A 1,314-nucleotide genomic window follows, 5' to 3' on the forward strand; every position below is an offset into this window, starting at 1 on the left:
GCGCGACGACGATCCCGCACGGCATCGAGCGGCTCGAGACCGAGGGCAACCTCGACAACCTGCGCCGGCTGGTCGGCGAATCGGATGCCCCGTTCCGCGGCCTCGTCTTCGCCGACAGCGACGTGCACAAGACGCTCGAGGCCGTCGCATGGGAGCTCGGCCACGGCGAGGACGCCCGGTTGCGCGCCTTCTATGAGGAGGCGGTCGCGCTGCTCGCCCGCGTCCAGGACGACGACGGCTACCTGGATTCCGCGTTCCAGCGCGCCGACCGCGAGAAGGAGCGCTGGAGCGACCTCACGACGGGGCACGAGCTCTATTGCGCGGGGCATCTGATTCAGGCATCCATCGCCGCGAAGCGCGCGCTCGACGACGACCGGCTGCTCGCCATCGCGACCCGGGTCGCCGATCTGATCGTGCGCCGCTTCGGCGGCTCAGCGGCCGAGGGGTACCCGGGCCACCCCGAGGTCGAGTACGCGCTCGTCGAGCTGTTCCGGCTGACGGGGCGGCGCGAGTACCTCGACGTCGCCCGGGCCTTCGTCGACCGGCGCGGCGCGGGGTGGCTCGGCCGCGGCGGCTTCGGCTCGAGCTACTACCAGGACGACACCCCGGTGCGCGAGACGGCCATCATGCGCGGCCACGCCGTGCGGGCGCTCTATCTCAACAGCGGAGTGGCGGACGTCTACCTCGAGACGGGCGACGAGAGCCTGCTTTCCGCGCTGCGGGCGCAGTGGGACGACATGGTCACCCGGCGCAGTTACCTGACGGGCGGCACGGGGTCGCGGCACAAGGACGAGGCGTTCGGCGACGCGTACGAGCTGCCGAGCGAGCGGGCGTATGCCGAGACCTGCGCGGGCATCGCCGCGATGCACTGGGCGTGGCGCATGTATGTCGCGACGGGCGAGCTGAGCTACGGCGACTTCTTCGAAACCGCGCTCTACAACGTCGTCGCCGACGGGATCTCGGAAGACGGGGCGGCCTTCTTCTACAGCAACCCGCTGCAGCTGCGGCCCGACCACGTCTCGGGGCAGCAGGAGGCCGCCGCGCGGCGGCTCGACTGGTATTACTGCGCGTGCTGCCCGCCGAACCTGATGCGCACCTTCGCCAGCATCGAGGGCTATCTCGCAGCCGCACGCGGCAACGAGCTGCAGCTCGTGCAGTACACCCGGGCGCGCATCGAGGCGGAGCTCGAGGGCGGCCGCGTCGCGCTCGACGTCGACACCGAGTACCCGCTCGACGGGCGGGTGCGGATCTCGGTGATCGAGGGATTCCCCGGCGCGGCTCTGGCGCTGCGGGTGCCCGCCTGGGCATCGGGCC

The 1,314-nt window shown here is 71.6% G+C and carries 1 protein-coding gene; it reads left to right on the top strand.

Annotated features, from left to right (window positions below; all coding sequences use genetic code 11):
• The coding region (locus ACM2XV_RS15365; RefSeq protein ID WP_487027579.1) for a glycoside hydrolase family 127 protein at nt 1-1,314 on the top strand (1,314 nt) is incomplete at both ends.

Source organism: Gryllotalpicola sp. CP2-P1 (genome assembly GCF_057512245.1).